General features: G+C 35.1%; 25 protein-coding genes and 4 pseudogenes. 13 read left to right on the forward strand and 16 right to left on the reverse strand.

The genetic code is table 11. The features are described from left to right. Window positions 1-20 precede the first annotated feature (20 nt). Together ABH959_RS03320 and ABH959_RS03325 are read left to right on the forward strand one after the other, a co-directional pair. Window positions 21-341: a hypothetical protein gene (locus ABH959_RS03320; protein WP_002165916.1), complete on the forward strand. Its 321-nt coding sequence runs from the start codon at window positions 21-23 to the stop codon at window positions 339-341. A 69-nt stretch (window positions 342-410) separates the two neighbouring features. Continuing rightward, window positions 411-623, forward strand: a complete 213-nt coding sequence (locus tag ABH959_RS03325; RefSeq protein ID WP_002012518.1) for a hypothetical protein — start codon at window positions 411-413, stop codon at window positions 621-623. Window positions 624-653: 30 nt separating this feature from the next. Here the strand turns inward: ABH959_RS03325 and ABH959_RS03330 are convergent, their stop codons facing one another. Continuing rightward, on the reverse strand, window positions 654-992 hold the full coding sequence (locus ABH959_RS03330) for a hypothetical protein (RefSeq protein ID WP_001253195.1): 339 nt from the start codon (window positions 990-992) through the stop codon (window positions 654-656). A gap of 359 nt (window positions 993-1,351) precedes the next feature. Between ABH959_RS03330 and ABH959_RS03335 the strand changes: the two genes are divergently transcribed. The 5 genes and pseudogenes from ABH959_RS03335 to ABH959_RS03355 form a co-directional block, all read left to right on the forward strand. Next, window positions 1,352-2,032 carry a class I SAM-dependent methyltransferase gene (locus tag ABH959_RS03335; RefSeq protein WP_113938552.1) on the forward strand — a complete coding sequence of 227 codons (681 nt, stop codon included), beginning with the start codon at window positions 1,352-1,354 and terminating at the stop codon, window positions 2,030-2,032. A 93-nt stretch (window positions 2,033-2,125) separates the two neighbouring features. Continuing rightward, window positions 2,126-3,814: a formate--tetrahydrofolate ligase gene (locus tag ABH959_RS03340; RefSeq protein WP_002031556.1), complete on the forward strand. Its 1,689-nt coding sequence runs from the start codon at window positions 2,126-2,128 to the stop codon at window positions 3,812-3,814. A gap of 90 nt (window positions 3,815-3,904) precedes the next feature. After that, on the forward strand, window positions 3,905-4,432 hold the full coding sequence (locus ABH959_RS03345; RefSeq protein WP_002065080.1) for a hypothetical protein: 528 nt from the start codon (window positions 3,905-3,907) through the stop codon (window positions 4,430-4,432). A gap of 19 nt (window positions 4,433-4,451) precedes the next feature. Continuing rightward, complete coding sequence (locus ABH959_RS03350; protein ID WP_002012513.1) at window positions 4,452-5,621, forward strand: DEAD/DEAH box helicase; 1,170 nt, start codon at window positions 4,452-4,454, stop codon at window positions 5,619-5,621. A gap of 14 nt (window positions 5,622-5,635) precedes the next feature. After that, a pseudogene (locus tag ABH959_RS03355) lies at window positions 5,636-5,716 on the forward strand (VOC family protein); the annotation flags it as partial. Between the two features lie 44 nt (window positions 5,717-5,760). Here the strand turns inward: ABH959_RS03355 and ABH959_RS03360 are convergent. Both ABH959_RS03360 and ABH959_RS03365 read right to left on the reverse strand, forming a co-directional pair. Further along, window positions 5,761-6,399, reverse strand: coding sequence for a zinc dependent phospholipase C family protein (locus ABH959_RS03360; RefSeq protein WP_404455006.1), 639 nt, complete (start codon window positions 6,397-6,399; stop codon window positions 5,761-5,763). A 29-nt stretch (window positions 6,400-6,428) separates the two neighbouring features. Next, entirely contained in the window at window positions 6,429-7,415 is a 987-nt protein-coding gene (locus tag ABH959_RS03365) for a quinone oxidoreductase family protein (RefSeq protein ID WP_404492276.1), read from the reverse strand. A 208-nt stretch (window positions 7,416-7,623) separates the two neighbouring features. Here ABH959_RS03365 and ABH959_RS03370 point away from each other — a divergent pair, with 208 nt between their 5' ends. Both ABH959_RS03370 and ABH959_RS03375 read left to right on the forward strand, forming a co-directional pair. Next, on the forward strand, window positions 7,624-8,202 hold the full coding sequence (locus ABH959_RS03370; RefSeq protein WP_404492277.1) for a sigma-70 family RNA polymerase sigma factor: 579 nt from the start codon (window positions 7,624-7,626) through the stop codon (window positions 8,200-8,202). Beyond that, window positions 8,199-8,879, forward strand: coding sequence for a DUF3600 domain-containing protein (locus tag ABH959_RS03375; protein WP_404492278.1), 681 nt, complete (start codon window positions 8,199-8,201; stop codon window positions 8,877-8,879). Before ABH959_RS03370 ends, ABH959_RS03375 begins: the two co-directional genes overlap by 4 nt. A 54-nt stretch (window positions 8,880-8,933) precedes the next feature. On the opposite strand, the gene ABH959_RS03380 is transcribed toward ABH959_RS03375, so the two are convergent. From ABH959_RS03380 to ABH959_RS03400, 5 genes and pseudogenes are all read right to left on the reverse strand, one after another. Next, window positions 8,934-9,176: a hypothetical protein gene (locus tag ABH959_RS03380; RefSeq protein ID WP_003188879.1), complete on the reverse strand. Its 243-nt coding sequence runs from the start codon at window positions 9,174-9,176 to the stop codon at window positions 8,934-8,936. A 141-nt stretch (window positions 9,177-9,317) separates the two neighbouring features. Continuing rightward, window positions 9,318-11,259 (reverse strand): annotated as a pseudogene (locus tag ABH959_RS03385) (ABC1 kinase family protein). Window positions 11,260-11,369: 110 nt separating this feature from the next. Beyond that, window positions 11,370-11,804, reverse strand: a complete 435-nt coding sequence (locus ABH959_RS03390) for a hypothetical protein (RefSeq protein WP_113938559.1) — start codon at window positions 11,802-11,804, stop codon at window positions 11,370-11,372. 85 nt (window positions 11,805-11,889) lie between these two features. Next, a complete protein-coding gene (locus ABH959_RS03395; RefSeq protein WP_113938560.1) occupies window positions 11,890-12,870 on the reverse strand; it encodes an MBL fold metallo-hydrolase in 981 nt (326 codons plus the stop codon). Between the two features lie 87 nt (window positions 12,871-12,957). Further along, complete coding sequence (locus ABH959_RS03400) at window positions 12,958-13,167, reverse strand: DUF3925 family protein (RefSeq protein ID WP_060488575.1); 210 nt, start codon at window positions 13,165-13,167, stop codon at window positions 12,958-12,960. Window positions 13,168-13,392: 225 nt separating this feature from the next. Here ABH959_RS03400 and bsaA point away from each other — a divergent pair, with 225 nt between their 5' ends. Further along, window positions 13,393-13,875: a glutathione peroxidase gene (bsaA, locus tag ABH959_RS03405; RefSeq protein WP_002065095.1), complete on the forward strand. Its 483-nt coding sequence runs from the start codon at window positions 13,393-13,395 to the stop codon at window positions 13,873-13,875. 93 nt (window positions 13,876-13,968) lie between these two features. On the opposite strand, the gene ABH959_RS03410 is transcribed toward bsaA, so the two are convergent. The 7 genes and pseudogenes from ABH959_RS03410 to ABH959_RS03440 all read right to left on the reverse strand — a co-directional run bounded on the left by ABH959_RS03410 (window position 13,969) and on the right by ABH959_RS03440 (window position 21,544). Then, window positions 13,969-16,197, reverse strand: coding sequence for a transglutaminase TgpA family protein (locus ABH959_RS03410; protein WP_404492279.1), 2,229 nt, complete (start codon window positions 16,195-16,197; stop codon window positions 13,969-13,971). Beyond that, window positions 16,194-17,408, reverse strand: a complete 1,215-nt coding sequence (locus tag ABH959_RS03415; protein WP_113938599.1) for a DUF58 domain-containing protein — start codon at window positions 17,406-17,408, stop codon at window positions 16,194-16,196. Before ABH959_RS03415 ends, ABH959_RS03410 begins: the two co-directional genes overlap by 4 nt. Next, window positions 17,408-18,370, reverse strand: coding sequence for an AAA family ATPase (locus ABH959_RS03420; RefSeq protein WP_113938586.1), 963 nt, complete (start codon window positions 18,368-18,370; stop codon window positions 17,408-17,410). Before ABH959_RS03420 ends, ABH959_RS03415 begins: the two co-directional genes overlap by 1 nt. 290 nt (window positions 18,371-18,660) lie before the next feature. After that, window positions 18,661-18,810, reverse strand: a pseudogene (locus ABH959_RS03425) (DUF542 domain-containing protein); the annotation flags it as partial. A 137-nt stretch (window positions 18,811-18,947) separates the two neighbouring features. Next, window positions 18,948-20,060 carry an RNA-guided endonuclease TnpB family protein gene (locus tag ABH959_RS03430; RefSeq protein ID WP_404492280.1) on the reverse strand — a complete coding sequence of 371 codons (1,113 nt, stop codon included), beginning with the start codon at window positions 20,058-20,060 and terminating at the stop codon, window positions 18,948-18,950. A 251-nt stretch (window positions 20,061-20,311) separates the two neighbouring features. Further along, a pseudogene (locus ABH959_RS03435) lies at window positions 20,312-20,401 on the reverse strand (iron-sulfur cluster repair di-iron protein); the annotation flags it as partial. A gap of 195 nt (window positions 20,402-20,596) precedes the next feature. Continuing rightward, window positions 20,597-21,544 (reverse strand): excalibur calcium-binding domain-containing protein, encoded by a 948-nt coding sequence (locus tag ABH959_RS03440; RefSeq protein WP_404492281.1) that lies wholly within the window; start codon window positions 21,542-21,544, stop codon window positions 20,597-20,599. A gap of 207 nt (window positions 21,545-21,751) precedes the next feature. On the opposite strand from ABH959_RS03440, the gene exsG reads away from it, so the two are divergent. The 3 genes from exsG to ABH959_RS03455 all read left to right on the forward strand — a co-directional run bounded on the left by exsG (window position 21,752) and on the right by ABH959_RS03455 (window position 24,226). Then, entirely contained in the window at window positions 21,752-21,904 is a 153-nt protein-coding gene (gene exsG / locus ABH959_RS03445) for an exosporium protein ExsG (protein WP_000395676.1), read from the forward strand. A gap of 239 nt (window positions 21,905-22,143) precedes the next feature. Continuing rightward, entirely contained in the window at window positions 22,144-22,353 is a 210-nt protein-coding gene (locus ABH959_RS03450) for a hypothetical protein (protein WP_002085943.1), read from the forward strand. A 262-nt stretch (window positions 22,354-22,615) separates the two neighbouring features. Further along, entirely contained in the window at window positions 22,616-24,226 is a 1,611-nt protein-coding gene (locus tag ABH959_RS03455) for a lipase family alpha/beta hydrolase (RefSeq protein ID WP_404492282.1), read from the forward strand. A gap of 195 nt (window positions 24,227-24,421) precedes the next feature. Here ABH959_RS03455 and ABH959_RS03460 read toward each other — a convergent pair whose 3' ends face one another. Continuing rightward, on the reverse strand, window positions 24,422-25,006 hold the full coding sequence (locus ABH959_RS03460) for a preprotein translocase (RefSeq protein ID WP_113937751.1): 585 nt from the start codon (window positions 25,004-25,006) through the stop codon (window positions 24,422-24,424). Window position 25,007: the final 1 nt, after the last annotated feature.

Below are 25,007 nucleotides of genomic sequence, written 5' to 3' on the forward strand. Positions count from 1 at the left end.
GTCTTTTGAAAGGAGAACAAATGAAGAAATATTATACAATTGTGGGTATTGTAAGTATTATTCTCGTGGCAATATTACTTATAACTTGTCCGAAAGAATCAGATTTTAAATTGTATTTAGAGGATAAGTATGCATTAAAATGTGACGAGAGTAGCTTTGAATGCACGCAAAATGTAGATGAAAAAAAAGAGAAATTACAGTTTGAAAGTATTGATGCACGAAATGGTGTTTTCTTTATGACTGTAAAGCAAACGTATAAAACAGAAGCTGGTGTTATGAAAGAATATAGCGGAGTAGGTATATTCGGTACATTTCTTTTTGTTTCAGAGAAGACTTTCTAGTAATAGAAGGTCTTTTTTTTATGCTTATGTTCATATAGATGAAGTAAGACAAGCATAGGAGGGGTATTGATGAAGAAGGGATGTATCGTTTGTGGTGGTGAGGAGTTTTTTTCTTCAACATTATATGCACGTACGAAACAAGATTGGGCATATGCGCCAAACATGTACCGATTTGAAAAGGTGTTTATTGAGCATAGAGATGAAGAAAATTATCCGGTTTTTCAAGAAATTACAGCGAAGCATTGTTGTGGATGCGGTCATATCATGTTGTATCATGAATGAACACACCAAGTATAACTTGGTGTGTTTTTTTTAAAATGCTGATAAAGCAAGCGGATATAGTAAAGTGAATAAAACAGAAAAGCTGCCAAAACCAATTGCGGTATATCCAAGTGTTCTTGCCCCAAAATTGACAGCTAACAAGCCAACTAAAATAGCAAGGGAGCCGAGTGTAACAGGATAAAAAGCAATGGAGAATAACGAAAGAAATAATGCGACATAGCCTATCATTGCACCGGTGTTTGTACCTTCTATTTCATTTGCAATTTCTTTGCGCTCATGTCTAATCGGAATACCAGCTGGAGATATTTCAGCTGCATACTCTTCGTTTTTTTCACCACTTTTAAAATGATGATTTCTCTTTCTTCGCATGTACATCCCTCTCTTTCAATTGGGTGTATCTATAGTATCTTTCATAAGAAGCAGAACATGAGTATGAGTTAAACCCAAGTAAAGCAAAAATTGGAGAAAATAGATTCCATTGTTATCCTGTTTATCCCGCTATTTGCCGTGCAGTAAGACCCCCACCTCAAAATTCGGCTGGAGCAAAGAAGTTAGATGGGAGTCGGGCTGCCAGTAAAAGCCCGATTGGTTCAAATAATGATCAGTGGGGGACGAACAAACCCCCCCACTGATTAAAGTTTCACTTTATCTCCTTATGAAGATAAACAGGGATTTTGGAACATGATGTAGAATGAAATGAATGATAATACGTGAAGGTAGGGGAATGTATGGCGAAGTTTAATTGGCATGAATCGGCAGAGAAAAAATGGGATAACAATGCAGAGTTTTGGAATCAAAATAGTCAAGAAATGTGGGATAGCGGGAGCAGGAGTACAATCATTCCATTTTTTGAGCAGTACGTGGAAAAGGAAGTACAAGTGTTAGATGTTGGCTGTGGTGATGGGTATGGTACATATAAATTAAGTCTTACTGGCTACAAAGCGGTTGGGGTGGACTTATCGGAAGTTATGATTCAAAAGGGTAAGGAGCGCGGAGAAGACCCAAATTTATCTTTTATAAAAGGTGATCTTTCTTCATTACCATTTGAAAATGAGGAATTTGAAGCAATTATGGCAATTAATTCTTTAGAATGGACCGAGGAGCCGTTGCGAGCATTAAATGAAATAAAGCGTGTTTTAAAGAAAGATGGATACGCATGTATTGCAATTTTAGGACCGACAGCAAAACCGAGAGAGAACAGTTATCCGCGCCTATATGGCAAAGACGTTGTTTGCAATACGATGATGCCTTGGGAATTTGAACAGTTAGCAAAAGAACAAGGATTTGAAGTTGTAGATGGTACCGGCGTATATAAGCGCGGAGTAAATGAGAAGATGTTAGGTCAGCTACCTACAGAGTTACAACAAGCGTTAACATTTTTATGGGTATTTATGTTAAAAAACGTGTGACAAAATTGAAGGATTTTAGGAGGTAAATAAGTGCAGAAAATACAAAAAACTGATACAATATCATCAGAATCAATTAAAGGGGGACTAGGGTACATGACAACTACTACAACAGTTAAATCTGATATTGAAATCGCACAAGAAGCAAGTATGAAGAAGATTCAAGAAATTGCAGCAAATTTAAATATTTTAGAAGAAGAACTAGAGCCATACGGACATTATAAAGGCAAGTTATCTCTTGATATTTTTAAGCGTTTACAAGATGAGAAAGACGGTAAAGTTGTTTTAGTAACAGCAATTAACCCAACTCCAGCAGGAGAAGGTAAATCAACAGTAACAGTTGGTTTAGGTCAAGCTTTTAATAAAATTGGTAAGAAAACAGTAATTGCACTTCGCGAACCATCTCTTGGACCAACAATGGGATTAAAAGGCGGAGCAGCAGGTGGCGGTTATTCTCAAGTAGTACCAATGGAAGATATTAACCTTCACTTTACTGGAGATATTCATGCGATTACAACTGCCAATAACGCATTAGCGGCGTTCATTGATAATCATATCCAACAAGGAAACACACTTGGAATTGATACGCGTAAAATCGTTTGGAAACGCTGTGTTGATTTAAATGATCGTGCCCTTCGTAACGTAGTAATTGGCCTTGGTGGACCGGTTCAAGGTGTACCACGTGAAGATGGTTTTGATATTACAGTAGCATCTGAAATTATGGCCGTATTCTGCCTTGCAACAGATATTCAAGATTTAAAATCACGTCTATCTCGCATTGTTGTCGCTTATAATTTTTCAAATCAACCTGTAACAGTTAAAGATTTAGGAGTAGAAGGAGCGTTAACACTTCTATTAAAAGATGCATTAAAACCGAACTTAGTACAAACATTAGAAAATACACCAGCTATCATTCATGGCGGACCATTTGCGAATATCGCTCACGGTTGTAACAGTGTTATCGCTACGACAATGGCAGCAAAATTAGGTGATTATGTTATTACAGAAGCTGGATTCGGTGCAGATTTAGGTGCCGAGAAGTTTTTAGATATTAAAGCACGTGCAGCTGGTATTAAACCAGAAGCGGTAGTTATTGTTGCGACTATTCGTGCGCTTAAAATGCACGGTGGTGTGGCGAGAGATCAATTAAAAGAAGAAAATGTAGATGCGTTAGCAAAAGGTATGGAGAACTTACAGAAGCATGTTGAAACAATTCAAAGCTTCGGTGTTCCTTTCGTAATTGCCATTAACAAATTCATTACTGATACAGATGCAGAAGTTGCATACTTACAAGAATGGTGCAATGAGCGTGGCTATGCAGTATCCTTAACAGAAGTTTGGGAGAAAGGTGGTCAAGGCGGAGTTGACCTTGCTGAGAAAGTGTTAAAAGAAATTGAAAAAGGTGAAAACAACTACGCACCACTTTATGAATTAGAATTACCATTAGAAGAAAAAATTCGTACAATTGCTCAAAAAGTGTACGGCGCAAAAGATATTGAATTTGCTCCGAAAGCACGTAAGCAATTAGCTCAATATGAAGGAGAAGGTTGGAGTAACCTACCGATTTGTATGGCGAAAACACAATACTCTCTTTCAGATGATGCAACAAAATTAGGTCGCCCATCTGACTTTATCGTTACAATTCGTGAATTAAAACCATCTATCGGTGCAGGGTTTATCGTTGCGTTAACAGGAACAATGTTAACAATGCCAGGCCTTCCTAAACAACCAGCAGCACTACAAATGGATGTAAATGAAGATGGAAAAGCAGTAGGTTTATTCTAAAAGGTTGTAATTCATCTCGTTTATCTGTAAACTATATATACATCAAGTGGCGCCTTTCCATCGAAAGGCGCCTGTTTTTTGGAGGAAATTATGTTTGATCCAACTGCTTTTGAAAATTTAAAGGTAATTGTGGAAGGAGCTGTCTATGATTTCGATTTACACGGTGATATTCTCGTAACGGATCGAAAAGATGTGATGGACCTTGCTTCATTAAGTCGTATGTATAGTATTTCATTTCAACTAACAGAAACATTTAAAACGATGGTAGAGGCGACATTTTCACTATCTGTTGATGCAAAGAATTTATCAGGTGAAATATTAGAAGTACCTCAGTTTATACCAGGTTGTGAAATGAAGCTGGAATTCTCGTTCGAAATGGAGCAACCAGAGATAGGATGCGAAGAAATTGAAACTTTATTGCATTCTATATGGGGAAAAGAGCGAATGATTACGCAAAAAATTTCATACGAATATAATAAGCAAGCGATTTCATATCATAATAAGGTAGAGGTTCTATTTCAAAAATCGATTACAGAAGACCATGTTGATGATTTAATAGCTGTTATTTCACACATGATAGAAACGGTGCGAACAATACAACATTTTCTTCAAAAATAGAGATAAAGGAGAAAAACAAATGATAAAAGATATGCAACCATTTTTACAACAAGCTTGGGAGAAGGCTGGTTTTAAAGAATTTACTGAAATTCAAAAACAAGCGATTCCAACTATTTTAGAAGGACAAGACGTTATTGCTGAATCTCCAACTGGAACAGGAAAAACATTAGCGTACTTATTACCACTTTTACATAAAATTAATCCTGAAGTTAAACAACCGCAAGTTGTAATTTTAGCGCCAACTCGTGAACTTGTTATGCAAATTCATGAAGAGGTTCAAAAGTTTACAGCGGGAACTGATATTTCAGGTGCGTCTTTAATTGGAGGTGCGGATATTAAGCGCCAAGTTGAAAAATTAAAGAAACATCCGAGAGTTATTGTCGGTTCACCAGGACGTATTTTAGAATTGATTCGTATGAAAAAATTAAAGATGCATGAAGTGAAAACGATTGTATTTGATGAGTTTGATCAAATTGTAAAACAAAAGATGATGGGTGCTGTACTTGATGTAATTAAATCAACGATGCGCGATCGTCAATTAGTATTCTGCTCGGCGACAATAACAAAAGCTGCAGAAGATGCGGCACGTGATTTGACAGTTGAACCACAATTAGTACGTGTAACACGTTCAGAGGCACAGAGCCTAGTTGAACATACGTATATCGTTTGTGAGCGTCGTGAAAAAAATGATTATATTAGAAGAGTTATGCATATGGGAAATGTAAAAGCAGTTGCCTTCTTAAATGATCCATTCCGTTTAGATGAAATTACTCAAAAACTGAAGTTCCGTAAAATGAAAGCAGCAGCACTTCATGCAGAGGCAAGCAAACAAGAGCGTGAAGTAACGATGCGCGCGTTCCGTAGCGGGAAATTAGAAATATTACTTGCTACTGATATTGCAGCACGTGGATTAGATATCGATGATTTAACACACGTAATCCACTTAGAGTTACCAGATACAGTAGACCAATATATTCACCGCTCAGGACGTACTGGACGTATGGGCAAAGAAGGAACAGTTGTTTCTCTTGTAACAGAACAAGAAGAGCGTAAATTACTTCAATTTGCGAAAAAATTAGGTATCGTGTTTACGAAACAAGAAATGTTCAAAGGAACATTTGTAGAATCGAAACCACCGGCACCAAAGAAAAAGAAACCAGCTTTTACTGGTAAGAAAAAGCCTAGATAAATAATGAGAAAGACGTAACTATGCCTACTGGTAAAGTGTTTAACTTTGCTGATAGTGAAGGGAATTACTTTGCAGTAATGGAAAAAAATAAATAATTATATAGTTATGTGAAAATCCCCCTCGTAAATAATGAGGGGGATTAAATATTTGAAGTCAATTTTTTATTAACGAGTTGTTCTATAAAAAATGTTCCTTTTTCAATTGCAGTCTCAATATAACCAACGATTTGATCAAATGAAAACACTTGTAAGTTTTCGTGCAAGTGTTGCTCAGGATATAGCATATCTTCAAAAATATATTGCCGAAAAGCTAAAACATTCTCTCTAGAAACCTCCTCTATATTCACAATGTTAGCCTCTTGATTAAGTAGGGTGAAGAGCTGCTGTTCTTTATCGTAATGATGCAACAATTGTGCGTTCAATAATTTAAAATCGTTATAGTACATAGGTGCGATAGTTTCGTCGTTTTCTATTCTGTTTTTAAGCCAAGGTAGAAAAAAGCCGCTTAGCCAATTATCATCGGCAATGAGGTGGGTATAATAACCTAAAATATAGGGGGAATCTATATGATCTTCGTATTTATGAATAAATGAATCATAATCTATTCTTCTCGTATAGTTCTTCGTTGTACCAGCGTAAAAATGGGAAGCTCCTTTTTCTTCTTTTGAATGAACAGCATCAGGAGCTACACCACCAAGTAAGAAAGAAGTTTTATCTTGAATAGAAAGTTTCTCAGCAATACCGCTCGCGATAATGATATGCATAATTCGTGATCCCATGAATAACACCTCTATTTCATGTATTCATTTTAGGGAGCTGTCTGAACGTGTAGTATTACTTTCCCTATACTTTGTCTACTTTCGACCCATTCATGTGCTTTCCCTGCATCTTGAAGAGGAAAAGATTTCGTAGCTTTAATTTGTAAACTTCCATCGCGTAAATAATGGAAAACTTGATTCGCAGTTTCTTGAAGCAATTCAGGACGTTTTTTCCGTGTAGTGCCAAAGCTGAAACCGAGTATAGAACGGCAACTTGCGTGTAAATCTTTCGTTTGAAAAATACCAACTTCTCCGCTAGCATTGCCGAAATGGACGAGACGACCGTAATAAGCAAGGCATTCTAAACTTCTTTCGGACACAGTACCAGAAATAGAATCTAAAACAATATTAACACCTTCTCCGTTTGTAAGCTGATTTACCCTCTCTACAAAATCTTCATCTTGATGACAAATAACATAATCAGCGCCAGCATCTAAAGCAATTTTTCTTTTCGCTTCACTTCCAACAGTACCGATTACTTTTTTAGCCCCTAATAATTTTGCGAGTTGAATCGCGGTAGTACCAATTCCTCCAGCAGCGGCATGAATTAGAACAGATTCACCTTGCTGAAGTCTTGCAACATTTGCAAGTAAATTGTAGCTTGTAAAAGATACGATAGGGCAAGCGGCTGCAGTTTGGAAATCAACTTCATCAGGTAATACAAAAGTAAGATTTTCGTTCGCGACAACATATTCAGAGTATGAACCATTTTGAGGAAAAGCAATGACTCGTTGGCCAGGATAAATGTTTTTTACATGAGAACCTACGCGTTCTACAATACCAGTTGCATCTATCCCTGGGATAAAAGGTAAGGCTTTGTTTCCTTTTTTGCCATAACGTGATTTAATATCGGCGAAATTAACACTGGTAGCGACAACGCGTATTAAAACTTGATTGTCTGAAATAGCCGGCATCTCCACATCTGTATATTTCATCACTTCAGGACCACTGAACGAAGTTACAACGATAGCTTTCATATACACCCTCCTAAATTTGAATATATATATATTATTTTAAATCTTTATTAGAAATTGGAAAATTATATAATTGTTATGCAGGGTTATAAGTGAAGCTTATGAAGTCATTGCATCATTATATTAATTTATTTGAAAAAACTTTGAAAGAAATCGAACGAAATATCGTTTTCTTGCCAATATATAGTGTAGGACAAAGGAGGGATGGTACATGAAGGGTGAAACAGTGTATTCAGATTTAATCCAATTAACTTTATCAGGTAATAAAGAAGCATATAGCGAATTGTATGATAAAACGATTCAAGAAATATATAAGACAGCACATTTTTTAATAGAAGATAAAACGGATGTAGATGATATCGTTCAGGAAATATACATACAGCTATATGAATCGCTTCGTAAATATGATAGCGAGAAGCCATTTAGACCTTGGCTAATTGGACTTGCGATTAAACAAATTCATTCTTATAGAAGAAAGAGGTGGATGCGACTGCGAATTGTAAAAAAAGCAGAAGAGCAAAGAAAACCAGTACAAATTGATTTTTCTAGCGATGTTGTAAGTAAAATATCAAATCAAAAATTAATAGAACTCATTCATAAGTTACCGTATAAATTGAAACAAGTTATTATCTTAAGATACTTAGACGATTACTCTCAAGAAGAAGTAGCACAAATATTACATATTCCAATCGGTACAGTGAAGTCTAGAATTCATGCGGCATTAAAGAAACTACGCCAAAAAGAACAAGTAGAAGAAATCTTTTTAGGAGAGGTAGGGAATGTGAAATGAGCTTAGATTGTAAAGTTAGAGAATCTATACAAGAAGAAGCGAAGGGGATTGTTGCCCCGCCGGAGTTAAAAGAAAAAGTAATTGTTCAGATTAAAATGAAGCGAGGGGGGAACAAAAGGAAGAAGCGTCTTATTGCAGGAGTGCTTGCAGCCGCATTTTTAATCCCAACGACTGGTTTTGCTTACCAATCTATTATGGCGGATGGTATATACGGTTCGTTTGAGAACTTAAAAAAACATGCCGGAGCGATGACATTAGAAGCGTATATGCGTTTTAATGCAAAGTTATCAGAAGCGAAAGACGAAATGGGTGCGAAGGAATATGAAGAGTTTACAAAAGAACTAAAGAAATTAACAAATGCAAAGCTTGAGTACGGGGATTCGAACGGTAATATTGATTATGATCAATTATCACCAGCTAAAAAAGAGGAATTGAAAAAGGTAGAAATGGAGCTTCAGCCGTATTTTGATAAATTAAATGGGCATAAATCTAGTAAAGAAGTATTAACTTCGGAAGAGTATGAACAATATATGGAAGCGTTAATGTCATATCAAACTGTATTAGTAAAAGCGAAATCGAGCGGTGGGATAACAGTAGAAGAAGTACCTGAAGCGTATAAAGAAAGATTTATTAAAGCAGAACAGTTTATGGAGTATGTAGATGGAAAGGTGAGATAAGTAAAAAAGCTCATAGCTTAAGCTGTGAGCTTTTTTTATTGAAACGTAAATATATTAACCACCTATTCCTTTTGCTAGCAATAAGAAATATACAAATATTAGTATGACTCCATTTAATGTCGTACCAACTATTTTAAATAGCCAATTCTTTGATGCGATCGCAAAAATAATACCGAGTAATGAAAGAATACTTAGAAGCACAATAATTAATGTTAAATTTGCATTAGGTCCTCTTAAAATAAAGAAAGAACATATACTTGTGATAAACGTTAGAAACGAGAAAGTCCCTAATTTCATAATAAGTCTCCCTTGTTTGAAATGTATTTTGATTTAGTGCGCGACTTTCTTTAGTTTAACATAAATTTCCTATTATATATTGAATATATGAACAATAAAAAACGAGTATAAAATCCACTTGATTTCATACTCGTTTTACTATTATTTAAATTTTCTTACGGCATGTATAGCGACCCTTACAAGTAATATCGCACTTATAAATAAACCGCCGTAACCAACGACGCTTAAAAATTGATCATTGGGTTCTTTCGCATTGTTTGCTAAATGCAATACGCCTACCGAAATTCCACCAAATGCAGTTCCAATAAATGCAATGAGGAATTGTGAGATAAACGTAGTAATGAATGATGCATTTGTTTCGTCAGAGAAAAAGCCGACCTTTACGGATAATTCTCCGTTTTCTAGTTTTGAACTTAAATCATCTAGTTTTCTAGGAATGCGTCGTATGGCAGGTAACATAGAGAGTAATTCGTTTGTTGCAGCTTCTTTTAAACTAGAATAATTGTTAACCGGCATGAAACTAGCTGCATGATCTTCCGCAAAGCGCTTCGTCCATTAAATTGAATTCAGGATTTAGTTGCAGCATCGTTCCTTCTAGCGTAATTAGAGAGCGGAAAGCCCCTGCAACCATTGGATAAAATGCTAATTCAAACTCAGAGATTATTTGAAACAACCCTTGAATGAATTCTTCAGAACCATTTGTAGAAACGTACGTACTTTGGATTAATAATTGGCTGATAGATTGTTCTAATCCTTCTTTATCAACATTTGGTTTCTTTTCAACTAGTTGAAGCAGCCCATCAAGCAAGACATATGAATTTTTGCGCTCAAAGCCGATAAGTAGTCGCTTGAATGCATCTTGTTGTAGTGTTCCTAATCGTCCGACAGAACCGAAATCAAGTAATGCAGGAGTGCCATCACGAAGAATATACACATTACCTGGATGAGGGTCTGCATGGAAAATACCTTTAAAGAAAATTTGTTCTAAAATACAATCAAAGAGTTGCCGTTGTACTTTTTTCGTATCAATTTGTAATTCATTTAATAATGCTGACCCACTTTTAACACTTACTCCATCCAAAAATTCAAGCACAAGTATTTTGGAATTACTGTATTCTTGATATACTTTCGGTATTTTTACTTTCGTTTCGCTATGTTTTAGTGAATCAGACACTTGTTCGAAGTTACGAGCTTCAATTTTGAAATCAATTTCTTCTTTTAATGCGATAGAGAAGCCGTGTGCTAAATCAAGAAATCCAATATTTTTAGCCCAAGTTGATTTGTTGGAAATCCATAAAGCAAAGTGAATTAAAATATCTAAGTCACGTTTAATTGTCTCAGAAATATTAGGACGTAGTAGTTTCACAACGACATCCTGGTCGTTTTCTTTCAACTTCGCTTTATGTACTTGGCCAATAGAGGCGGCAGCTAACGGTTCCATTTCAAAGGAGCTGAAAATTTCATCTTTCGGTATATGTAGTTCCTTTATCAATATTTCTTCAACTTGTTTTTGTGATAAACGTGTTACATTTTCTTGAAGGTTTGATAACTCGTGAATAAAAACAGGTGGTAATAAATCAGATCGAGTTGATAAAACTTGTCCGAATTTAATAAATACACCACCGCATTCTTCTAGTGTATTTCGAAGTGAAGTGGCGAGCTTACGATCTGCTTCTGGTGAGCGCTTTAAAGCTAAATATTTTCCCATTCCATGTTTTATTGCAATAGAAGAGACGCGCATATATCTTTTTTGTCTACCAATCTTAGAGAAGAATTTTGAAATAGGATTTCGGCTTTCCATTACTACGTCATCCATTTCGCTACGCTTAATAGGATCAAATAATTCAAAAACTAGGTAACAAAGCATCGATACAATTAATGAGCTTCCTAGCCAAAAGTATCTATCAACACCGACAATCGATTCATCTTGATAGCGTAAATATAAAAACCAATACATAGCTGACGTAATTGAAACACCTAAAGTGGCCGCACTTGCTTGTTTGAAAAAATTTAGTTTTGTCCCAATTAGTCGACCACTAATAAAAGACATAATGATTGCTAGTAAAAAAAGTTGAAAAAACATTGTATCATTCCTCCGAATTTTATTCGATAACTGTATTATACAGGAATATAATTATTCTAAAAACAAGCCAAGGAAGAACAATCCTTGACTTGCACGATTAAATAGAGTATTCAATTATATTTTTTCATAGTTGCATTGTCCTTTTGTATAAAACAATCTAATAGTGAATAACCCGCAATTAGGCTAATTATAGTAACGAAAGTTGTGTTCACGAGAATAATATTAGCTAAATAAGGTAGGTATTCGCCAAGTGGTGAAAAGAGTAATGCAGGGGAAAAGGAAATGAATAGTGTAGGCACTGTAATAGCAATAAATTTATCCGGTTGAAAGCTCCAGCTTTGTTTATTCATTGAATGATTAATAGATTGAAGGAATCGTAATAAAATGCCAACTATAAGAGGGAAGAGTGTAAAGTAGAATAATCTTGGATAAACGTTAAAATTCACTTGCGCGTCTGTATCTAAATAAAATTGAATTTTTACTCCGACAAATAATAATAAGACGATAAATAATGTAAAGCAGAGGTATAGTATCACTTTTTGCATTCCATTCCACCATCCTTTACTCAAAATATATTCAAAAAAAGAAGAGATATACAATAACTACTGTTGTATATCTCTTCTTATACTGTTAGTTAATAGTGGAGTTTGCCTTTTCTTGCTTCGTGAAATAATCAATAATGCCCATTGCGCTAATTTCTATATCTAGATATAAAATGTTGTAAACGGAATGATCTGATGGAACGTTTAACTTTGTAAGGTGAGAAGAAATTTTATCCATTAATACAGTTTGTAAAGCTTTAGTCGCTTCATCGAAATCATTATACTGTTCAAAGACCTCTTTTCCAGTATGAACGAAAATAGGTAACCAATGTTCCAGTTGGTTATATACTTCTGTAACATTGGATGATGCGCCGTAATGACCGAAATAAATAGTATCTACATTCATACTTTGAATATGATTTTTAGAAGCAATCATCGCATTTGGTTGGAATTGTGAAGGGGACGTTGATGGTAAATATAGTTCTACACCAAGGTCTGCGAGTTCTCTATAGTAAATTCCTATTGTATCGCCAGTAAAAATGCCATTTGTTAATGAATCGTGAATGCTAATATGGTGCTTAGCATGTCCCGGTGTATCGTAAAATGTAAGTGTACGGTCTTCTGCAATTTTTAACGTATCACCATTTTGTACAATACGAACACGTTCTTCTTCAATTGGAAGAATTGGATCAAAAAGTTTATCAAAATCTTCTTTGTACACAGCTTTTGCACCTAAAATGAGTTTTGTTGGATCAATCAGATGACGAGCACCGCGAGAATGCACAAATAAAGTAGCATTTGGGCACTTTTCCATCATTAAACCAGCAGCCCCGGCGTGATCTAAATGAACATGTGTAACGATAATGTTTTTTACATCATTTAAATTAATATGTAATTGTTGTAAGCCGTCTAAAATATACGGAAGAGAAGGGGCCGCACAAGTTTCAATTAAAGTAATATCGTCACCTAATAAAACGTAAGTACCTGTTCGTTCAATATGTTGTAAGTCATAATCATCAATAAGATATAGATGAGAAGATAGTTGTTCTACTTTTTTCATACTTACCACTCCTTATATACGGTATGTATCTATTATACGCTAAAAACAGAAAAAGACAGAAAACGAAAGCTCGTCTTCTGCCCTTTTGTAATGTAGTTATTTCATTTGTTCTTTATTGATAGACATAACGAACAGTCCAACAATGCCACCAACGATCGGAAGCATAATTTCTCCTGCTAAATTAAAGTAGGAGCTTAAAAATAAACCATTTACATCGATTACCCAGCCAATAACATACAATAACATCATATATAGTACGAAATAAAACTCGCGATTTGAAATCGTTTCATGTTGTGCAGTTTTCATAATGAACACCATCCTTTTCTATTATAATGGAAATATAAACTGTCACATTTTGTTCACAAATTAATTGTAAAACTTTCCATCATAAAAGTCTAGTATATTGTGTCGAACTTTCGAACGGAAATAAAGCGCTATCATTACGGTATGTGAATACGTAATAAGAGCTGTATATTCACGAATGTAGTATAGTATAAACATAGAATGATAGTGAAGAGAGGGGTATGAACAATGACAGTTTATGATTTTTCAGCTAAAACAATAACAGGAGAAGAAAAATCGTTAAAAGATTACGAAGGAAAAGCACTTCTTATTGTAAATGTAGCTAGTAAATGTGGATTTACACCACAATATAAAGGGTTACAGGAAGTATATGATAAATATAAAGACCAAGGACTAGAAATACTCGGTTTCCCTTGTAATCAATTTGGGGGACAAGAACCAGGCACAGAAGCTGATATTACTAGTTTTTGTGAATTGAACTACGGTGTGAACTTCCCAATGTTTGCAAAGATTGATGTAAAAGGTGACAAGGCTCATCCACTTTATACATACATGACAGAACAAGCACCAGGTTTACTCGGTATGAAAGCAGTGAAATGGAACTTTACTAAGTTTCTAATTGGAAAAGACGGGAAAATAGTAGGGCGTTTTGCGCCGCAGACGAAGCCGGTGGATTTAGAGGTTGAGATTGAGAAGGTGCTTGGGGAATAATTAGGAGTTAGCTATCTATTATGTTTACTAAAAAACACCTCAAAGAACAAAGTAGCTCTTTGAGGTGTTTTCTTTAAACTCACATTATCAAGATTAAATCACTCTATCGTAGTCGTTTGATTTAGGCAGAGAAGCTGCTTTTTTCATAAGCACTTCCCATAAGTGTACGGATGTCTTCCATTCGGCTGCGGCCTGTTCCTTTTGATACATAGCGTTCTCATAACTGAAAGTAAGTTGTTGCATATCGGCCGAATTGTAAAGTGTATCGATGTGGAGAGCGTATTCTCGGAATGTTTGACTTTCACCCCGTGGTATGCCGATTCTCGCAAATTGTTTTAAAAGTGCACCGTAAGCTTTTTGATAAACAGCATCATCTTTTCGGTATTTATAGAAAAGAATAATAAAAAATGTAATCCATTTCATTCTAGTGGTGAAGAGAATGTATCCGATGATACTAATCGGCATCGTAGAGAGGAATACGTACCACCAAGAAAACCCATTTTTAGAATTTGTGATCTTTTTAGTAGAGGCTTCTTCTGTATTTTCTATTAAATTTTTGAGCTTTGCTTCATTGTTCCGTTGGTGTATTGGCTCGTTATTAGAATTATTTACTTCGTTATTTTGTGAAGTAGAAGCAGGAGTATTATTTGTGAAATTATAGGGATTGGTAAATCCTTTTGTTGGTTCGAATGGAATCCATCCGTATCCTGGGAAATATACTTCGACCCAAGAGTGTGCGTTATTGTTTTCGATTTTATAAACATTCTCACCTTCTGTACTAGCAAGTGTATTCTCAAGAGTTCCTTCTGTATAGCCTTTTACCCATCGAGCGGGAATCCCGGCAGAACGAAGTAAGACGATCATAGAAGTCGAAAAATTATTACAGTATCCGCTTTTTGTATCGAAAAGGAATTGATCTACATAATCTTGGTTTTTGGCAGGAAATAAGACATTCATTGTTTCGTATACAAAAGAGTTGTCTGTGAAGTAATTTTCAATAGCTAATACTTTATCATATCGGTTGCCTTTATCATTTGTAAGATTAACAGCCAAGTCTTTTACTCGCTGCGGTAATGATTCGGGAAGTTGTGTGTACTTTGTCATGAAATAAGGACTTGTTTCATGACCTTCATTCGTTTTTACAGATTTCAAATTTTCTATGGAAAACTCCGGAATCTCATATGTTACTTTATACGAGTTTAAAGTAGTAGAAGAGTCTCCGTGCATCGTATAGATTTTTTCTGAAAATGGGTCAACACTGTATGATACATCAGAAGAAGCCTCAACTGATACTAATCCTGCTGGATAGGTAAGGTGAGGATAACTTTTTTGCATGGTGATTGTTGCTTCGGTTGTCTCCGTTTTTGTATTTTGTTCGTACCAACTCACGACGTCGTTTTTATTTTTAAAAGAAACCTTTTTCGGGTTTTCAGAAACCTCCCAGCCTTTTCCTGTATAAAAATCTTTTGTTTCTACTCTCCAATATTGTTTGTTTTGCGTTTGTGCTGTAAAAATAATTGTATTATCCTGCTTAAAAGGACCGCCTAATTGCGAGTCATCTAGACCATATCCAATTTTAGAAACTTCTTGTTCTTTACTTGCTTCAGATGTGTTGAATTTTAAAAAATCCATTGGGTTTGGCCATTGAGGGCCAAATTTTGGAGCAAAGTATGCGATGGTTGCTGACAATACAATAAATATTGTAAGAGGTCTAAGTAATTTTGAGATTACTCTAGCATAATTTTGTAAGTGTTCAATCTCTTTTATTCGTTCTATTTGAAGAAGACTAAGCATAAAAAAGCCGATGACAACAGTACGAATAATAGCGTAGTTTGCATTGTATAAATGTAAGTTATGAAAAGTTGTGATATAAATAATAGTCAATACAAGAAATAACAACCCACGTTTTTTATGAATAACCCAAAAAGAGCTGAAAGAACTCAAAAACCAAAATGATAGAAAAAATAATAATGTTGGAAAAACTGGAGAAATATCTAGCAAATTCCCTTGAAATAACAGGGAGGAATTTCGAGAAATATCAGAAAAAAATTTCGTTAGCCAAGATGGATTTATAAAAGCATTTTTATAATACAGGAAATGAATGATGAATAAAATCGTGACGATCTTTATTGGAATCTGCCACCTTGTTTGAAAAAAAGAGAGAGTGAAGCAAATTCCTATAAATATTACAAAAATATCTAATCTACCTACGTTTGTAATACCTATAAGGGGCCTTAGCCATTCTAGTAAAAGTAGAAATGCGCATGCATGCATGAAAAATCTAGTCATATCCAATTGTTTTTTTGCCTGTAATGTTATCATTTGCTCACCTCAAAAAACACGTTTGTATACTGGTTTCCATAAACCACATTTACAAATATTTGTCGTTTTTGTAGAGTTTCTAGAATACTGAGTTCTCGATGTGAGAGCTGGTTTGCTTTTTCTTTCACGACAAACACCATTAATTTTCTGTTTTTTATAGCAGCAAAGTTAGCCGCCTTTTGAATATCGGGAGAAAGATCGCTTGTCACGAGTATAATCGTTACGGGCTCATAAATTTTTCTTAATTCCATTTCTACACTCCGGGAGAGCGGGAATACACTGTCTGCTTGTACTTTTGCTAAATGAAAAAAGATTTGTTGCAACTGAGTATCTCCATTGTTTAAAGGGAAAATAGTTTGTTCTTTTCCGACAGACACGAATGATGCTGGTGAATTTTGCTTCAAGACAGCCCTCACAATAGAGGCAGTAAACGTTACGACTGATTCGAATAGAGGGGACTCAGTTCTGTCCATAAATATCATAATATTATGGCTGCGCTGTTGTTCAAATTCTTTCGTCATAATGTTGTTTGTTCGTGCAGTTGCTTTCCAATCAATCCATGAAAAGCGATCACCAGGCTTATATTCTCTGACACCGACAGAGATTGTAGAGTCCTTTACTAAATTTATATTTGCTGAAAGCGCTCCTTGTTCGAAATGATTTTCCAATTGTCGATACGTTATATCTACATACTGGGGATAGACTAAAAATGTATCTGGAACTGAAAAAGTTACTTCTTTCTCCATCATACCGAATAGATCACCAGTTTTGACACGTACGCTTGAAAAAGTGTGCTCTCCTCTAGGGATTGTGTCAATAACATATTGAAACGAAATATTCCGTTTGAATCCTGGAAAGAGTATTACCTTATTCACCTTCGTTTGTATACAACTTGTAAATTGTGATGGTAGTTCATCTTCTATAACTAAATAAAGTAAGGGAAAAGGAAATTTTCTTTTTATTGTAATAGTGCTTAAAAGTTGTTCTCCTGCTGCATATTCATTTTGGTTTGTTATTCGTTTTACTTCAGCGTCTCGTAAAGCGTAGAAGGGAAATAGTAGTGAATAAAGACCAATAGGAATCGTACTGTAAAACAAAAACCAACTTACAAATCCTCCTTGAAGCATAGCGTACACAAATGTTAAGACTAGGCATAAAGGTATTAGCAATAACTTCGTAACGTGATATAGCGCCCGTAGTAGTCGTTTCATCAAAGGTTTTTCGTCCTTTGAGTCGGCACGGTAGTTCGTGCAACGATTTTGGCGATAACTTGTTCTCCTGTTATTCCTTCAAATCTTGCTTCCATTTTTAGAATGAGTCTGTGAGCTAAAACGTAAGGAGCTAAAAATTTAACATCGTCTGGAATAACATAATTTCTGCCATGGATGAATGCATAAGCTTGTGAAGCTTTCATTAAAGCGATTGAGCCGCGTGGACTTGCACCTAGCTGTATAGAACTATAAGAACGCGTCTGAGTAACAAGTTTTACAATGTAATGCTTGATTGCTTTGTCCATGCTTACTTCCCGTACGCTTTGTTGTAAATAAAGTAATTCTTTTATTGTAGTAATAGCTTGTAAATGAGAGAGTGGATTTGTTTTTTCCATCCGGTTTAAAATTTCAAATTCTTCTTCTGGTGTAGGATATCCCATTCTTAGCTTCAACAAGAAACGATCGAGCTGAGCTTCTGGTAAAGGATATGTTCCCTCATATTCGACCGGATTTTGTGTAGCCATTACAAAGAAAGGTTTTGGTAACGATCTTGTAATGCCATCTATTGTGATAGTGCCTTCTTCCATACTTTCAAGTAAGGCAGATTGTGTCTTTGGAGATGTACGATTAATTTCATCAGCAAGTACAAAATTCCCCATAATCGGTCCAGGCTTGAACTCAAATTGGAGTTCTTTTGGATTATAAATAGAAACACCTGTTACATCTGACGGCAGTAAATCAGGTGTGAATTGAATACGCTTGTAATCAGCATCAATTGATTTAGAAAGAGCACGTACTAGCATTGTTTTCCCAACGCCAGGAACATCTTCTAATAGTACATGACCTTCAGCTAAGAGAGCTGTCAAAGCTAAGAGCGTTTCTTGTCGTTTTCCGACCATTAATTTTTCAATATTGGTGATTATTTTTTCTACTATGGGATGTAATGAATCAAGCTGGGGCATCGTAATCCTCCTAATTTTATTGTCGTTTTTTAATTCATTTAGTGGAAAATAGAATTTATCTCTCTATTTGCGAGTAGTAAAACTCCTATCTTTAATTCTGAGAATATTCAGATTATTTATCGCGATTACATCTAGTATAATTGTTTCCGTAACTAAGGGCAATATGGTAAATAATGATTTCTAGTTTTATGTGAAAAGAGAAGCGGATAGGAAATTTAGTTATATGGATAGAGAGGTGAAGAGGCATAAATAGAAGCAGGACATGAGCATTGCTACTCATGTCCTGTGACTTCAATTTCAGATTCATTTAATAGTTTCGTATTATGATAAAGCGTATTTAACTCTGTAATTACTTCAGAAGCTGATAAATTTCTTTCATGAATTGCATCAATAAGTGGTTTATTACCACCACAACAAAAGTCTATTCTATATGATGTGAACTACCTCCCACTTAGTATCTCTTACGAGCTTACCCCGAAGTGGGGGCTTCTCGGTTCATCGCTACTTTTGATAGCTAACGAATTTGTCCTAGGACAGCCGAGCTAACTCCCTTGTTCCAAAGGTTATTTCTTACGATTTATATCAACGCTAATAACCGCATGGCTTCCTTTTTGATATTGATAGCTGCGTTATAGTCACGACTGATTGTGAATCCACACGAACACGCATACGTGCGTTCACATAATGGCATTTCTTTTTTATTTCCACAACGACTACACATCTTTGTAGAAGGAAACCATTTATCTATTTTTATAAGCTGTTTTCCTTGTTCTTGTAGCTTATATGCTAAAAATGTCGTGAACATCCTCCAACCGTTGTCCGCAACACTTTTACCAAAACGAAGTGCTTGTGACATTCCTTTTATATTTAAGTCTTCTATTGCTACAACGTCAAAATGAGTAGCCAATTCTTTAGACTTGTGATGAAGGAAATTTTTACGTTGATTTGCGACTTTTTCATGCAACTTCGCTACACAGATCCGTTGTTTATTAAAGCGTGCTGAGCCTTGTACACGCCTTGCTAATACTCGTTGTGCCTTTGCTAATCGGTTCAACATCTGACGATAAAAGCGAGGATAATTGGCTTTCTCATCTTCGCTACTCACGTACAATTCAGCCATTGAGAAGTCTAATCCAATTACACTTTCTACTTCTTTCTGAACAATTTCGTTTTCATATTCAGTTAAGACAGACAGATAATACTTGCCAGTTGGTGTCATCGAAATCGTGCATGATTTGATGTTATAATTTTGCGGGATCTCTCTATGTTGTTTCAGTCGTACTAATTTCAGTTTCGGTAATTTGATATAACCATGAAACAACATAATATTTCCGTTTACTCGATTCGTTGTATAGGATTTTCTATTCTTTTTACTTTTGAATGTAGGAAACTCACTTTGACCACTAAAAAAGTTCTTATACGCAGTTTGCAAGTTTAATTGTGCGTTGGCCAATGCTAAGGAATCAACTTCTTTCAACCATTCATACTCCACTTTGTATTTCGCAGGAGTAGGGAATTTTTGTTTCTTCAGCTCTTCTTTGTTCGCTTTGTATTTTTCATATATTTCTTTCCGTTCAGCTAGCATTTTGTTATATACAAAGCGTACACATCCGAAAGTTTTATGTATCAGATGTGCTTGTTCTTCTGTTGGATACAGACGAAATTTGTACGCCTTATTATGCTTTAGCATTTCCATTCACCTCAGTTTTCGCTTCATTTCCCATAAGCTATGACGGTGATCACACAACCTGAACATTACATTATTATTATTATTATCTACTTTCATTGTTATACAAAACTTTACCTCTTATAAGACTGATTATATCAGAGGCAAAATAAATAGAGAAACCATTTTTGGGGCTACGCCAAACCGAAATTCATCTCCCATATACTGCTAGACTATCGTCTTTCACAGGCTTTAGGAAGGAGACTTCTTTAAGAAAAAATGTTAAAAAGGTCGCTAGCTTTCGGGAATTGCGTAACAATCTCACCAACAATTGAAGTTTCAGTAAATGTATGTTCCATATGAATGCCTCCATAAAGTTTAAATGTAATATCTAAATTAAGAATAGCGATAAATGAAAAATAATGAGGTGATTGAAATCACTTTTTATGTGTCATTTTTGAGAATAAAAAAATGAGTTTTATAAAAGGAAGAGGAGGGGGACTTGTCGTAATAGTTTCTCATAATAAAAAAGAAGCTTACTAGAAGCTTCTTTTTTACTACTATTTTTCACATGCAATTCCATCGCCATCACGATCAAGTTTAGAGCTATAGCCAGGTTGATCCCTATATAAAGGAGCTTTCCCAGCAGCTCTAACTGCATCACAATTTTTGTAATATGCGTTACTTGTATTTCCTGAAGCAGGTTTTGTTTGAGTTTGCTGTGCTTTTTGTTGTTCCTGTTGTACGCGAGCCTGCTCATCAGCTTGACGTTGTTGCTCTTCTTGCTGTTTCCGAGCTTGCTCATCAGCTTGGCGTTGTTGTTCTTCTTGTTGTTTACGAGCCTGCTCATCAGCTTGACGCTGTTGCTCTTCTTGTTGTTTACGGGCTTGTTCTTCAGCTTGGCGTTTCTCATCCTCTTGCTTACGAGCTAGTTCCTCAGCTTGGCGTTTCTCATCTTCTTGCTTACGAGCTAGTTCCTCAGTTTGGCGTTTCTCATCCTCTTGCTTACGAGCTAGTTCTTCAGCTTGGCGTTTCTCATTTTCTTGCTTACGAGTTTTTTCGTCCGCCTCTTTCTTTTCTAATTCCTTTTTCTTTTCGTCATCTTTTTTCTCTTCACTATTAGAAGCGACTTGTTTATTCGTTGCTGTCGTTTTTGCAGAAGAAGGACTTGAAATACCTGATAGCGCAACAAAAATGACAAATAAAATAGCTGTGATAATAAATTGTTTTTTTGCTACACCTGTCTTTTTAATTACGGATAAGATTGCTAGAACAAGGAAAAAAATAAATAAAATCAAACTTAAAGTAGCAAAGAAATCGATGACTGGGTGTTCAGATTTTGTAGTGCCCATTCCTATTAAGAGAAATGAAATCATAAAAAGAATAACAGTTGGACGACCATACTGTTTTGCTTTTCCATTTTTCTTAAAGAATGAAATGATACATAAAATTAAAAGAATAAAAGCAATAAAAAATAAAGCTGCACCAATATTACTCAAAACTGCCATTTTAATACCTCCATTTGTAAGATTTTCTCTATAGATTATATAGGGATTTATTGGATATTACACGTTTTATATTAATTTAGAAAATTAATATTTTAATAGATGTATAAACATTTATTTTATATATAAGGAAAAATAGATGTATTTACTATTACTTTTTGAAAGAGATTTCATAAATTATAGTATATCGATTGAAAGGAGGAGATTTGTATGGAATTTCAATTATTAGTGAATTGCGTGTTACAAGAAGGGAATGCTTACTTTTTAGTAACAAAAGTAGATGATGTTATTACGTTGAAAGTGCCAATTACAGCAGGAGTAGCAGGTTTATTCTTAGCTTTAGGTGTACCAAGATGTTCTTAATTTAGCTTTTGATAGTAAAAGGATGAGGGACAAGCCTTACCCTTTTACTATTACATAATTTTTTTATGTAAACTAAATGAGTTTTTTAATATTATTTTTGCCATAGCACGTTTAAAACGGACATGCATATACTATAATGTTTCATTGGCCTTTGATGATGAACGATAGTTTTAAAAAGTGTATCGAAAGTAGAAGTGATATTCTTTTCAATAATGAAAATAAAAGAGGTGCTAGTATATATGAAAAGACGAACGTATGATATTCCAGTCGTATTACGAAGAGAATGGTTTTTAATAGAATTAGCGCATTTAACAAAAAAATATGGGATTGAAATAGCAACTAGTAAAATAGAAGATGCACCATTTCTAAGAGATCAAGTTACAGAATTCAAAATAGGAGCGGGTTTGCAATACGATAAATATGATGATGAGTACATCATCGAGTTTTAAACAAAGAAGCTGCGTATAAAAGGTTATTAAAGAGACCTTTTATACGCAGTTTTTTTGTAAAGAGAAAGCTTTATTGAGAAATATTCAAAACGCTTATTGTAAAAAGGAATGAAGAAATGTTGAGAGAATAACGTTTGATAAGAAAGGAATGCGGCTATTAATTTCTTATTATATTGTAACGTAAAAGTAATTGATTAAATGGAATTTACAACAATTGGTGTTCAAAGGAATGGCAGCGTTTTCTTTCAGGAGAAAAAGGGGGATGTTAATGGGAATTATGAAAAGGAGTATCGCATTATTTATTGTACTTTGTTTTATGAGTCCGCTGGTTTTTAGTGCAAATGTACACGCGGAGGTTGTAACAGAGTTTAAGACTGGCTTTCCAAATCAAGAAGTATTTACTCCTGGAGAATGGTTTTTAGGCCAGAAACCTGCTAATTATGATGAGAATAAACCACCAATTCTCTTTGTACAAGGAAGAAATGGTAATGCGGATAGTTGGTATGGAAAGACAGTATATCATGAGATGAATGATATGTACGATTATGCTTTGAAAGCAGGCTATCAAACTGTATTTATTCAATTATATGATGCCGCGGGGAAAGGATCAGCTAGCCAATGGGACAATGGAAAATTGTTAGCACAAAAGCTTGAAGAGATTTATAATCATTTTGGCAAAAAAGTAAATATTGTAGCTCACAGTAAAGGTGGTATTGATACACAAGCTGCGTTAGTTGGATATGGAGCGAATCGATTTGTTGGAAATGTTATTACTCTTGCCACTCCGCATTACGGATCCAATTTAGCGGATTTATCATATAGTTGGTGGGCAGGATGGCTTGCCTCTATATTAGGTCAAAAAGATGATGGGACATATTCATTGCAAATAGGTGAAATGGCAAAGTTTCGTTCTACAATAGATAATAATCCTGCAGCTAAATTAAACCGTTACTATACGGCTACTGGGACAAGCTGGGGACCTGTTTTTTCAGCACTATCTATGGGCGGGTTGTATTTGTCATCATACGGTTCTAATGATGGATTGGTGAACGAATGGAGTGCTAAGTTACCATATGGAACACATTTATTTACAGATTCACGGTTTGATCATGATAATATCCGAAAAGGTTCAGCTGTTTTCGCACGAATTGAACCATATTTACGGACAGTAAATGTACCAGTACCAGCTTTATTAGCCCCGAGTAATAGTTCAGAGGATAAGGTAGAACAATTAAACACAACTTCTAATCAAGCTATTTTAGGAGGAGAGTTGTCACAAAATGAGTGGGTAGGGCAAACTATCGCAGTTGATAAAAAGGCAGAAGGGGTAATTTCTGTTTTAACAGCTTCTTCGGATGTAGAAATACAACTAATATCTCCAAAAGGAAAAGTTTATACAAATAAAGATAGTGCTGTATCTACTGGTGAAGGTGAATCTTTCTTTAAAGGAGCGACTATAAGAACATTTAAATTTGATAAAATGGAAGAAGGAGAATGGCAAGTTAAAATGATGGCGAAGCAGCAGAAAGATGCATATTTAATCGTGACCGATTACAAAAAAGATGCTCCGTTCGTCCTTCAAATGCCGGCAAAGGTTAAAGTAAATAAAGCAGAGTATAAACTCAAAAAATCACCTATAGCTCCAGAAATGAAAGGCGATCTTTCAGTAACAGTACGAGTAATTAATAAAGATGGAAAATTAGTTTCTGAATCAAATGAATCGAAAAACATTAATACAACTACATTTACAGGTGCTTTGAAAAATATAGAACAGCCAGGTGTATATAACGTTACAATTGATATGAAAGGAATGAATAAGGAAGGACAACCTTATAATCGTACGATAGTTAAATCGGTTTATGTGGAGAAGTAGGAAAGAATGAATCGGTTTTAATAAAAAAAGTGCCGAATTCTTGTGGCAGAAGGATTTCGGCACTTTTTCATGTTTATTAGATGAATAGAAAAGTGAAATAGGAGTTTATGTTGTATAAGAGGACGATGGGAATCAAAAAAACGTTATGCAATAAAAAAAGATACTAAATTAGTATCTGAATGTGAGGGAATAGTATTAACTTAGTTTTGTAACTGTTAATTCAACTGAATTTATACCATTATCACAAGTTACAATACTTTGATGATTGAAACCACTATTATTTCTAAGTTGAAGAGTTGAATTAGCAGGCACCGTAACAATAGTTTCGCCAGCTAGTTGAAGGCATTCGTTATTTGATGAAGTATTCATTTGAAAAGCGAAATCACCTTGACTATTAGCAAGTGGATTATTATTTAAAAATATAGTTATGACTGGAATATGGGGAAATACAGGATTTAACGTAGTGTTAATACTTGAAATGAAAGAAATTCTATAATCACCAGCTTTACTAAATTGTATAGTAGTCGGATTTAATAAGGAAACTCCTCCTGCCAAAGGGCCAACGTGATTAAACGGAAAAGAACCGCCAAAAGGAACAGTTATAAACTCAGTTTGCCAAAAAGTGCCGTAAGCAGGCTTAGATGATTTATGTGAATGGTCGCATGAACATTTTTTATACGAACTGGAAGATTGATGGCACGAACATTTTTTATATGAACTAGAAGAAGAGTGGCATGAAGATCTTTTATATGAACTTGAAGAATGATAGTATGAACCCAAT

Source organism: Bacillus sp. RC51, from assembly GCF_044908115.1.
In the GTDB taxonomy this organism is placed as follows: domain Bacteria; phylum Bacillota; class Bacilli; order Bacillales; family Bacillaceae_G; genus Bacillus_A; species Bacillus_A mycoides.

Excerpts from the sequence above, each read along its gene's own strand:
- ABH959_RS03320 (WP_002165916.1), top strand. The coding sequence starts at position 21 with ATGAAGAAATATTATACAATTGTGGGTATTGTAAGTATTATTCTCGTG.
- ABH959_RS03325 (WP_002012518.1), top strand. The coding sequence starts at position 411 with ATGAAGAAGGGATGTATCGTTTGTGGTGGTGAGGAGTTTTTTTCTTCA.
- ABH959_RS03330 (WP_001253195.1), bottom strand. The coding sequence starts at position 992 with ATGCGAAGAAAGAGAAATCATCATTTTAAAAGTGGTGAAAAAAACGAA.
- ABH959_RS03335 (WP_113938552.1), top strand. The coding sequence starts at position 1,352 with ATGGCGAAGTTTAATTGGCATGAATCGGCAGAGAAAAAATGGGATAAC.
- ABH959_RS03340 (WP_002031556.1), top strand. The coding sequence starts at position 2,126 with ATGACAACTACTACAACAGTTAAATCTGATATTGAAATCGCACAAGAA.
- ABH959_RS03345 (WP_002065080.1), top strand. The coding sequence starts at position 3,905 with ATGTTTGATCCAACTGCTTTTGAAAATTTAAAGGTAATTGTGGAAGGA.
- ABH959_RS03350 (WP_002012513.1), top strand. The coding sequence starts at position 4,452 with ATGATAAAAGATATGCAACCATTTTTACAACAAGCTTGGGAGAAGGCT.
- ABH959_RS03360 (WP_404455006.1), bottom strand. The coding sequence starts at position 6,399 with ATGGGATCACGAATTATGCATATCATTATCGCGAGCGGTATTGCTGAG.
- ABH959_RS03365 (WP_404492276.1), bottom strand. The coding sequence starts at position 7,415 with ATGAAAGCTATCGTTGTAACTTCGTTCAGTGGTCCTGAAGTGATGAAA.
- ABH959_RS03370 (WP_404492277.1), top strand. The coding sequence starts at position 7,624 with ATGAAGGGTGAAACAGTGTATTCAGATTTAATCCAATTAACTTTATCA.
- ABH959_RS03375 (WP_404492278.1), top strand. The coding sequence starts at position 8,199 with ATGAGCTTAGATTGTAAAGTTAGAGAATCTATACAAGAAGAAGCGAAG.
- ABH959_RS03380 (WP_003188879.1), bottom strand. The coding sequence starts at position 9,176 with ATGAAATTAGGGACTTTCTCGTTTCTAACGTTTATCACAAGTATATGT.
- ABH959_RS03390 (WP_113938559.1), bottom strand. The coding sequence starts at position 11,804 with ATGCAAAAAGTGATACTATACCTCTGCTTTACATTATTTATCGTCTTA.
- ABH959_RS03400 (WP_060488575.1), bottom strand. The coding sequence starts at position 13,167 with ATGAAAACTGCACAACATGAAACGATTTCAAATCGCGAGTTTTATTTC.
- bsaA (WP_002065095.1), top strand. The coding sequence starts at position 13,393 with ATGACAGTTTATGATTTTTCAGCTAAAACAATAACAGGAGAAGAAAAA.
- ABH959_RS03410 (WP_404492279.1), bottom strand. The coding sequence starts at position 16,197 with ATGATAACATTACAGGCAAAAAAACAATTGGATATGACTAGATTTTTC.
- ABH959_RS03415 (WP_113938599.1), bottom strand. The coding sequence starts at position 17,408 with ATGAAACGACTACTACGGGCGCTATATCACGTTACGAAGTTATTGCTA.
- ABH959_RS03420 (WP_113938586.1), bottom strand. The coding sequence starts at position 18,370 with ATGCCCCAGCTTGATTCATTACATCCCATAGTAGAAAAAATAATCACC.
- ABH959_RS03430 (WP_404492280.1), bottom strand. The coding sequence starts at position 20,060 with ATGCTAAAGCATAATAAGGCGTACAAATTTCGTCTGTATCCAACAGAA.
- ABH959_RS03440 (WP_404492281.1), bottom strand. The coding sequence starts at position 21,544 with ATGGCAGTTTTGAGTAATATTGGTGCAGCTTTATTTTTTATTGCTTTT.
- exsG (WP_000395676.1), top strand. The coding sequence starts at position 21,752 with ATGGAATTTCAATTATTAGTGAATTGCGTGTTACAAGAAGGGAATGCT.
- ABH959_RS03450 (WP_002085943.1), top strand. The coding sequence starts at position 22,144 with ATGAAAAGACGAACGTATGATATTCCAGTCGTATTACGAAGAGAATGG.
- ABH959_RS03455 (WP_404492282.1), top strand. The coding sequence starts at position 22,616 with ATGTTAATGGGAATTATGAAAAGGAGTATCGCATTATTTATTGTACTT.